This is a genomic window from Meiothermus hypogaeus (genome assembly GCF_003574035.1).
Taxonomy (GTDB): domain Bacteria; phylum Deinococcota; class Deinococci; order Deinococcales; family Thermaceae; genus Meiothermus; species Meiothermus hypogaeus.
Genome location: NZ_QWKY01000118.1, coordinates 1 through 7,559, shown reverse-complemented (window position 1 = coordinate 7,559; position 7,559 = coordinate 1). Strand labels below are relative to the sequence as shown.

Annotated in this window: 9 protein-coding genes and 1 pseudogene; 6 read left to right on the top strand and 4 right to left on the bottom strand. The window is 58.9% G+C overall.

What is annotated here, in order from left to right; all coding sequences use genetic code 11:
- The first annotated feature begins 201 nt into the window (after positions 1-201).
- A complete protein-coding gene (locus Mhypo_RS16725) occupies positions 202-1,056 on the top strand; it encodes a hypothetical protein (RefSeq protein ID WP_240637321.1) in 855 nt (284 codons plus the stop codon).
- Between the two features lie 34 nt (positions 1,057-1,090).
- On the opposite strand, the gene Mhypo_RS16720 is transcribed toward Mhypo_RS16725, so the two are convergent.
- The 3 genes from Mhypo_RS16720 to Mhypo_RS16710 form a co-directional block, all read right to left on the bottom strand.
- Positions 1,091-2,680, bottom strand: a complete 1,590-nt coding sequence (locus Mhypo_RS16720) for a sensor histidine kinase (RefSeq protein WP_119342380.1) — start codon at positions 2,678-2,680, stop codon at positions 1,091-1,093.
- Between the two features lie 29 nt (positions 2,681-2,709).
- Entirely contained in the window at positions 2,710-3,483 is a 774-nt protein-coding gene (locus Mhypo_RS16715; RefSeq protein ID WP_119342379.1) for an RNA methyltransferase, read from the bottom strand.
- An 85-nt stretch (positions 3,484-3,568) separates the two neighbouring features.
- Positions 3,569-4,252: a TetR/AcrR family transcriptional regulator gene (locus tag Mhypo_RS16710; RefSeq protein WP_119342378.1), complete on the bottom strand. Its 684-nt coding sequence runs from the start codon at positions 4,250-4,252 to the stop codon at positions 3,569-3,571.
- Positions 4,253-4,383: 131 nt separating this feature from the next.
- On the opposite strand from Mhypo_RS16710, the gene Mhypo_RS16705 reads away from it, so the two are divergent.
- The 5 genes from Mhypo_RS16705 (at position 4,384) to Mhypo_RS16685 (ending at position 6,852) form a co-directional block, all read left to right on the top strand.
- Complete coding sequence (locus tag Mhypo_RS16705; RefSeq protein WP_119342381.1) at positions 4,384-5,379, top strand: NAD(P)-dependent alcohol dehydrogenase; 996 nt, start codon at positions 4,384-4,386, stop codon at positions 5,377-5,379.
- A 142-nt stretch (positions 5,380-5,521) separates the two neighbouring features.
- Complete coding sequence (locus Mhypo_RS16700) at positions 5,522-5,944, top strand: DUF6326 family protein (protein WP_119342377.1); 423 nt, start codon at positions 5,522-5,524, stop codon at positions 5,942-5,944.
- 130 nt (positions 5,945-6,074) lie between these two features.
- Positions 6,075-6,284 (top strand): hypothetical protein, encoded by a 210-nt coding sequence (locus tag Mhypo_RS16695; protein ID WP_119342376.1) that lies wholly within the window; start codon positions 6,075-6,077, stop codon positions 6,282-6,284.
- Positions 6,281-6,475, top strand: a complete 195-nt coding sequence (locus tag Mhypo_RS16690; protein WP_119342375.1) for a hypothetical protein — start codon at positions 6,281-6,283, stop codon at positions 6,473-6,475. The genes Mhypo_RS16695 and Mhypo_RS16690 overlap by 4 nt, the downstream gene beginning before the upstream one ends.
- 35 nt (positions 6,476-6,510) lie before the next feature.
- On the top strand, positions 6,511-6,852 hold the full coding sequence (locus tag Mhypo_RS16685; protein ID WP_119342374.1) for a nuclear transport factor 2 family protein: 342 nt from the start codon (positions 6,511-6,513) through the stop codon (positions 6,850-6,852).
- Positions 6,853-7,033: 181 nt separating this feature from the next.
- Here Mhypo_RS16685 and Mhypo_RS16680 read toward each other — a convergent pair.
- A pseudogene (locus tag Mhypo_RS16680) lies at positions 7,034-7,426 on the bottom strand (ABC transporter permease); the annotation flags it as partial.
- Positions 7,427-7,559: the final 133 nt, after the last annotated feature.

Here is a 7,559-nt window from a genome sequence, read left to right as displayed (position 1 = left end):
CCGCGTAGCGGAGGGCGATACCGCCCCTTGGAAGGGAGACGCTTTCTTCGCCGACCGACAGTGAAGGGCCATCGGCCCCCGGCTAGCGCCGGTACTCAAGGGAGGGGTGTGCTCTAGGATTCAAAAAGACAGCCTCTGGTGTTTTTGGTTTTGTAAACTGTCTTTTTGAATCCGGTATGACTTGGCTACAGGAGGTAAGGGATGAAGAAAAGTATAGCCTGGGTAGGAGCGATGGGGCTGGCCTGGGCCCTCGCTCAGGAAGGTGTGGGCTCTGTACCCTGGGCGGTGGGAGGGGTGCAGCAGCCTGCGCTGTTGCGGGTGAGTGAGCTGCGCAGCCTTTTGGAGCCCAAAGGGGTGCGTTTCAACGAGACCGGCATCCTGGGGCGCTACCTGCTCGAGGTCAGGTTCCCCCAGACCGCCAACGGTCTGTACCTGCGGATGGTCAGCCAGAACGAGATCGCCTATGCTGTTTTTGACGACCTGTTCATCAATCTGGCCCAGGTGGATCTGGGCATCCGTACCCCGGTTCGGGTAGAGGGCTGGGCCAACCCTGTGATTACCATTGGGCCCACGGTTTTCAAGCTGGGCACTGCCCGCAATCCGGTCAATCCCTACCTGGGCTACATGTATCTGGCCCGCAAGGCACTGATTGACCGGAGCGATGCGCCCCCCTACCTGGCCAAACTCCTCGATGAAGACCCCAAGGCCCGGCGCTGCCTGCACGAGTTGCAGGTGGGCGACCCTGCCGGAACCGTCTATGCGGCGGCCAGCCGGGTCTGGGCCGAGGCCAACCTTAAGGCACCCTACGACAAAATTCCCGACTTCGCTAAGCCGGCAGCTTTTCACGTGGGGGCCGTACAAAACGGTCGTATCCGCCTGTTGCTGCCGGGCGAATCGGCCAGCTACGCCAGCAGCCTGCCCAACTGGGAAAAGGCGCGGGACCGGGAAACGCTGATCCTGATCAAACTTTCGGGCCGGGTGGTGGATTTGCAGGCAGAGTACCTGGTGGTGGTGCCGCCGCAGGGTCGCAGCCGAGCCCTTCGCTGTGCGCCCTAGCGACGGCTTCTGGGTGCTGGTACGCCTTCAGTCATCAAAAGTGCAGTTCGGCCCGTACAGTGGTGCCCTGGTGCTCTACCGACTCGACCACAAAGCGCCCGCCCCGGGCCTCGACCCGTTCGCGCATCTGGGTCAGACCAAAGCCACCCATGCCGCTTGCCGAGTCTGAGACCTTGAATCCCTTGCCGTTGTCGCTGATCTCCAGCACGCCGCCCCGCTCACCCAGCGGCGTGATTTTGACCTGCACCAGCCCAGGCCTACCGTGCTTGGCGGCATTGGTCAGCGCCTCTTGCAAGACCCGGAAAAATACCAGCTCGGAAGCCTGCGAGAGCTCGATTTTTTCCGGCAGGCTGAGGCGAACCCGGAAGCCCGCCTGCTCGGCAAAAGCGCTGGCATAGCGCCGCACCGACTCCAGAAAGCCATAGCGCTCCAGATCGATGGGCCGCAGGGCAAATATGCTGCGCCGTACCTCCCGTATCTGGCCCCGCAGGGTCTCCTTGACCTGCTGGAGTTCTTCGGTGGCACGCTGTAAGTCGGTTTGTAATAGCCGTTCGGCCAGGTCGAGTTTGAGGGCCATGAAGGCCAATGCCTGGGCGATGCCGTCGTGGATTTCGCGGGCAATGCGGTTGCGCTCTTCGGTGAGGGCCAGCTCCTCGGCCCGCAGATAGGCCTGGGCATTGCGGACGGCCAGCGCAACCTGGGCGGCCAGAAAGCGCAAAAAGGGTAGCTTCTGGCGCAGGTTTTCGGCCTCACCCTGAACGAGCAGCAGGCCAATGGCGGTCTGTTGGTGTAGCGGCACCGCCAGCAGGTTGTCCCGCACAAATACGGGGGCTTCCAGGGCTTCCTTCCACTGGTGCTCGGGCACAAAGGCGTAGGGGGGAAGCTCGAGGTTTCGCAAAACCTGCGGCTGCAAGAAATTCTCCTCATCCAGCAACAACACCCCACCCCCGCTGGCCCCGGCCCAGGCCAGGATGCGCTCCATCAAGCGCTGCAACAAGCGGTCTAGGTTGGCTTCGGCGCGCAGGGCCTGGTCTACTTCGTAAAGAGTGAGCAGGTCGCGGCTGCGGGCCCGAACGGCGTCCAGTGCCCCGGCGATTTCGGCTGCCAGCACTTCCAAAAAACCCTTCTCCTCGCTCGAGAGCGGGCGGGGCGGGCCCACCTCGAGCTTGCCTTGCATGCCCGGCAAGGGCAGCTCGTAATGTGGCGCGGCTTGGGCTTTGAAGCCGGGTGAGGTTGCCCGAACCCCCTCGAGGGTCAGCGCGGCCTCCATCCCCAGCGCTTGTGCTACCTCCTGTACCACCGTGGCCAGAGCTTGCTCGAGGTTGTCGGCTGCCGAGGCCCGCTTGAGGATGTTGCCGATGGCCTCGAGCCGCCGGTTGGCCGCCTCCAGGGCACGCTGAGCGCGCTCACGGTCTTGTACCTGCTGGGCAATCCACTCCAGGGTCATCCAGGTGACCAGGGGCCCTACCAGGCCATAAAAGCCCAACCGCAGCCAGAAGGCCACCGGTTGGCCCTGGTAGGGCTCGAGGGAAAGCTCAAAAAGCACCACCACCAGCACAATGGCCAGGGGCAGAATCAGCCGGTAGAGCCGGATTAGGCGATAAAGGCTGGGGATGGGCTCCATGCAAAGTGATTATAGAACCATGCCAAAACTTACCCTTCCGGGTCGGTCTTTCGACGCCCGTGCTGGGCATACCATCGGCTTTGGTGTAAAAATCCCCGCAAAAACTGTACCTCGCCCGGGGTCAGGCTGGCCTTATGCAGCAGCCGACGAAAGCGCCGGACGGCATAGGGCAGGCGGTTCTCATCGGTAAAGCCTATGCGCAGGATGTATTCGCGTAGGTCGTCGAAGAGCTGCTGCAGGGCAGCCTGCTCGGCTAGCGGGGGCCGGTCGGGGGCGGGCGGAGCCGACGCAGCGCCGAAAACCTCATAGCAAAGCAACAACACTGCCTGGGCCAGGTTGAGGCTGGGCTGCTTAGGTGCAGTCGGAATGCGTACAATTAGCTGGGATAGGTCGATCTCCTCGGTGGTCAGGCCCGAGGTCTCGCGCCCGAAAACCACCGCTACCCTGCCCTGCGGTGCAACCTCAGCTACCCGCTGGGCCATCGGCCGGGGTCCCACCACCGGCCCGGTGTAAATTTCCCGCTCCCGCACGGTGGTGCCCACCACTAGCCGTGCATCGGCTACGGCCTCGGGGAGGGCTTGTACTACCTTGAGGTTGTCTAGAATCTCTTCGGCGTGTACCGCCAGACGGTAGGCCATGGAGCCCCCGGGGTGCAGGGCCAGATCCTCCAGCACCCGGGGTTCGGGGGCTACCAGCCACAAGTCCGAGATACCAAAGTTTTGCATAGCGCGGGCGGCGGCCCCCACGTTCATGGGTTCCTGGCTGCCTACCAGCACAATACGAACGTTCTCGAGCCAATTCATCGGCTATAGCCTAACGGCTATCATTCGCTGCGTGAAGGCTTTTTTGGAGTAGAGTGTAGAGCGTATCGAGATAGCTTCCATCGAGTCAGTTTGCCTTGCGGAGGCGCTCTAGTCCATCCAGCACAATCTCGAGTCCAATTCCAAACTCTTCTGCGTAATCGTAGCCTGGTTTGAATATATGTTCGCTAGCCATCTCGACTAGGTAGGGATACTCCCCCGCTGCCACCTCAGCCATGATGCTTTCGGCGGCGGGGCCCGCCTCCTCGAAGGTATTGAAGGGCAGGTTGATCTGCTGCAAAACAAAGCCATACACATAGCTATCCAACAGCGAGTAGGCATGGGCAGCGGCTGCGACCGAGAAGCCATTTTTGCGGAAGCACTCGAGCACCGCATCGTGGTGGCGTAGGGTTGCCGGGCCAGGCGAGGTGCGCGATTCCATAAGCCCCAGAGCCCAGCGGTGGCGCACCAGAGCGGCCCTTGTGGAGTACGCCCTGGTCCGAATCCTGCTCCTCCATTCGCCCGCTGGGGGTAGCTCAATCTCAGCAAACACCCGGTCAATCATGCCGTCCAGAAGCCGATCCTTATTGGCGAAGTGGTAGTACAGCGACATGGCCTCTACCTCAAGCTCCTGCGCCAGGCGGCGCATAGTGAGGGCCTGTATACCCTCCTGGTCGGCTATTTCCAGGGCTTTTTGTAAAACCCGCTCTCGGCTCAGTTTGGCTTTGGGCTCGGTATTTTTCCTGGTTGATTTGACGGATTTCGGGGTCATAATGCGACGCTCTATTGACAATCTTACATCGTAAGGCTACCTTGTAAATCAGCCTTACACTGTAAGACTAGTGAGGAAAGTTGAAAATGGACATAACCACCAAACCGCGATTCAATCCCAGTGACTGCACCATGCAAGCGGCGGTACGCACAGAGTATGGCCCGCCCGAAGTGCTCCGTATAGCCGAACTGCCTAGGCCCACCCCAAAAGACAACGAAGTGCTGGTCAAGATTTATGCCACCACTGTCACTTCGGCCGATTGCCGTCTGCGCAGCTTGAATGTGCCTGCTGGATTCGGGCTGATTGTCCGCCTGGCCATGGGTATATGGCGGCCTCGTCAAACAGTGCTGGGCAGCGAGTTCGCCGGAGCAGTAGAAGCCATAGGGTCAAAGGTGACGGGTTTTAAGGTGGGCGACCGCGTGTTCGGGATGAGCGGAGCCAGCATGGGGGCCAATGCCCAGTACAAGTGCGCCGACGAAAATGGCCCGCTGGCCCACATCCCACCCAACCTGAGCTACGAAGAGGCCGCAGCTTTGCCCTTCGGCGGAACCACAGCTCTGAACTTTTTTCGGCGGGGCGGGCTCAAAGCGGGCGATAGGCTACTGGTTAACGGAGCCTCTGGGGCGGTAGGGGTGGCTGCGGTGCAGCTTGCTCGAGACCTGGGGGCAGATGTAACAGCTGTGTGTAGCGGTAGAAATGCTGAACTGGTACGTGAACTGGGGGCCTGCCGGGTGGTGGATTACACCCGCCAAGACTTTACCCGACTGGGGCAGACTTATGACGTGATTCTGGATACGGTGGGCACAGCTCCTTTTGTCAGGAGTAAGCCGGTGCTACGCAAGGGTGGACGCTTGCTGCTGGTGCTGGCGACCCTGGCGCAGATGCTCGCGGCTCCCCGGGAGTCGCTACTGGGGAACCGAAAGATAGTGGCCGGACCGGCCAGCGAACGGGCCGAGGATGTGCGCTCACTGGCAAAACTTGCGCAAGAAGGTCGCCTTAGGCCGGTAATTGATCGCCGCTATTCGCTCGAGCAGATTGCCGAGGCCCACCGTTACGTGGAAACCGGGCGCAAACGGGGGAGTGTGGTGCTCACGGTGCAACACGAACCCTACGCAACGCTCTCATGAGCTTAAAGCCTAATGCAGACATCCCATAGCCAACGCTGGGGATTTGCCCGAAAAAGAAATACCAAGGAACCTCAGCGCATCAAGCCGGATGCATGGTCGTAAGCTGCGAAACTCATTCGTATCGTTTGTAAGGAGTACGAGTATGAAACTACCACAAAGGGCGTTGGAAGACATCAAGGTCAATATGAAGCTGAAGCTTGCGGCATTGTGGGCGAGTTTTATGTTTTTTTACATCTATGTAGATTATTTCCACTTATACATGCCGGGCTCCATAGAAGAAATGCTGGCAGGAAAAGTATTTGTGTTTGACATTACACAAGTCTTTCTGCTTATGGCAATGATTTTTGTGGCAATTCCAGCCCTTATGATTTTCCTTTCGGCTGCCCTGCCAGCTAGAGTAAACCGTTGGACCAACATCATTGTGGCTGCGGTATATATTCCTTACATGTTGTTCAATTTGGCTGGTGAAGCCTGGGTACACATGTATTTTGCTGCTGCAGCAGAAGTGGTTCTTCTTTTGCTAATTATTCGTTACGCATGGAAGTGGCCTAAACAGGAAGCATGAACTGATTCCATGTTCTTAGAGCGATTACCACGAATATCCGGCACAGCGGTTTTGGCTTTGCCGGATACATTACGCCTCATCGGGTGAGGCGTAATGGTGGGAACCGCGAAAGGCAAGCCAGGTCTAGCCGTTGGAAAGAAAGCAGATCGCAGTGGAAGCCACCCGCATCCAGATTGCCGCCCTCTGGACAGTGGTGATGTATAACATCGCCTTTGCCCACATCATCGGCTTCATCCACACCGGTACCCTCCAGCAGATCATGCAGGGCTCTCTGGGGCTCACGGTCACGCCGGGGTTATTGTTGCTGTTCTCGGTACTGCCCCAGGTGCCCATCGCATGATTTTTTTGTCGCTGGTGCTGCCCCACCAAGCCAACCTCTGGGCCAACACCCTGGCGGCGGTGCTGACCCAGCTGTATGTGGTTGGCGGCTGCAGCGCAAGCCCCTCTTACCTCTTCTTCGCCTTGGCCGAGGTGCTCTGCATGGCCGTAATTGTGGGGTATGTCTGGCGGGGCCGACAGAGTATGGTTTGATGGGCTAAGGCAACAACCGCTGCAGGGAATCTTTTATGCCAACCCACAATGAACTCTTTCAGAAGTATCTCCTTTTCTACGCTCAAAAAGACCTCGAGGGCATTGCAGCCATGCTGGCCGAGGAGGTTCACCTACGCGACTGGAACATCTCGGTTTGGGGCAAGGCCGAAGCCCTGCGGGAAACCGCCAAGAACTTTGCTGAAGCCGATAGCCTGGAAATTCGTGTGCTGAACACTTATGAAAACACCGATACGGTAGCCGGAGAGGTACACATCATCGTGAACGGCACAGTTGAGCTATATGTGGTGGATGTGGTCGCGTTTGATGCACATAGCAAAATCAAGGCCATTCGCTCCTACAAGGGTCGGGGTAATTAGGGGCGTTTCCTGGTTTAAGTTCTCGCTGCCCACCGGGAAACCTTCACCCTCGCTCGAGACCCTCAGCAAGCCTGGTGGCCGCCTGGCTACTGCGGGAGCGAAGCTCAGCGCATCGAGTTAAGGTGACTGGGGCTGGAGGTTGTACGAAGGCACAGAATCGAAGTGTGTGGGGTGCATGCTGCTAGGGTGATATCCTGGGCGATCCACGCTCGAGGCCCCTTCCTAGCGCAGCTAAAGCCAGCACGCTCGAGGTAATCAGTAAACCCGGGGGTAAGGCCCACCAGGGCCAGGAACCGTTCAGGAAAGAACCCCGTACCTGAGCGTAAAAAAGAATACTGCCCCAGCTTTTTTGGGTGGGGTCGCCCAATCCTAAGAAACTCAAGGAGGACTCCAGTAAAATTGCACTGGAAGTCAGGGCAATAAGCTGCGCAAAAGCCACCGGAAAAACGGCGGGCAGCAAATGAAATCGTGCTATATGCAGGCTGCTCGCCCCCAGCGCCACAGTGGCCTCCACATAGGTCATGCCCCGCACGGCAAGCACCACCGAACGAATCACCCTGGCAGGCCGGGCCCAGGAAACTAGAGCCTGCTAACTAGCTGTTCGTAAAAGCTCCACAGTTTTCGCTGTCATCAGAATCGAAAAAGCCAACCAGTGCCAACCTCGCAAGGTCTCAGCCAGCCGCTCATAGTCTCGCGCCAGCCTGCGA

What these genes read in the sequence shown, in the direction of transcription:
- Mhypo_RS16720 (WP_119342380.1), bottom strand. Translation starts at nt 2,680, where the DNA reads ATGGAGCCCATCCCCAGCCTTTATCGCCTAATCCGGCTCTACCGGCTG.
- Mhypo_RS16705 (WP_119342381.1), top strand. Translation starts at nt 4,384, where the DNA reads ATGCAAGCGGCGGTACGCACAGAGTATGGCCCGCCCGAAGTGCTCCGT.
- Mhypo_RS16690 (WP_119342375.1), top strand. Translation starts at nt 6,281, where the DNA reads ATGATTTTTTTGTCGCTGGTGCTGCCCCACCAAGCCAACCTCTGGGCC.
- Mhypo_RS16700 (WP_119342377.1), top strand. Translation starts at nt 5,522, where the DNA reads ATGAAACTACCACAAAGGGCGTTGGAAGACATCAAGGTCAATATGAAG.
- Mhypo_RS16715 (WP_119342379.1), bottom strand. Translation starts at nt 3,483, where the DNA reads ATGAATTGGCTCGAGAACGTTCGTATTGTGCTGGTAGGCAGCCAGGAA.
- Mhypo_RS16710 (WP_119342378.1), bottom strand. Translation starts at nt 4,252, where the DNA reads ATGACCCCGAAATCCGTCAAATCAACCAGGAAAAATACCGAGCCCAAA.
- Mhypo_RS16685 (WP_119342374.1), top strand. Translation starts at nt 6,511, where the DNA reads ATGCCAACCCACAATGAACTCTTTCAGAAGTATCTCCTTTTCTACGCT.
- Mhypo_RS16725 (WP_240637321.1), top strand. Translation starts at nt 202, where the DNA reads ATGAAGAAAAGTATAGCCTGGGTAGGAGCGATGGGGCTGGCCTGGGCC.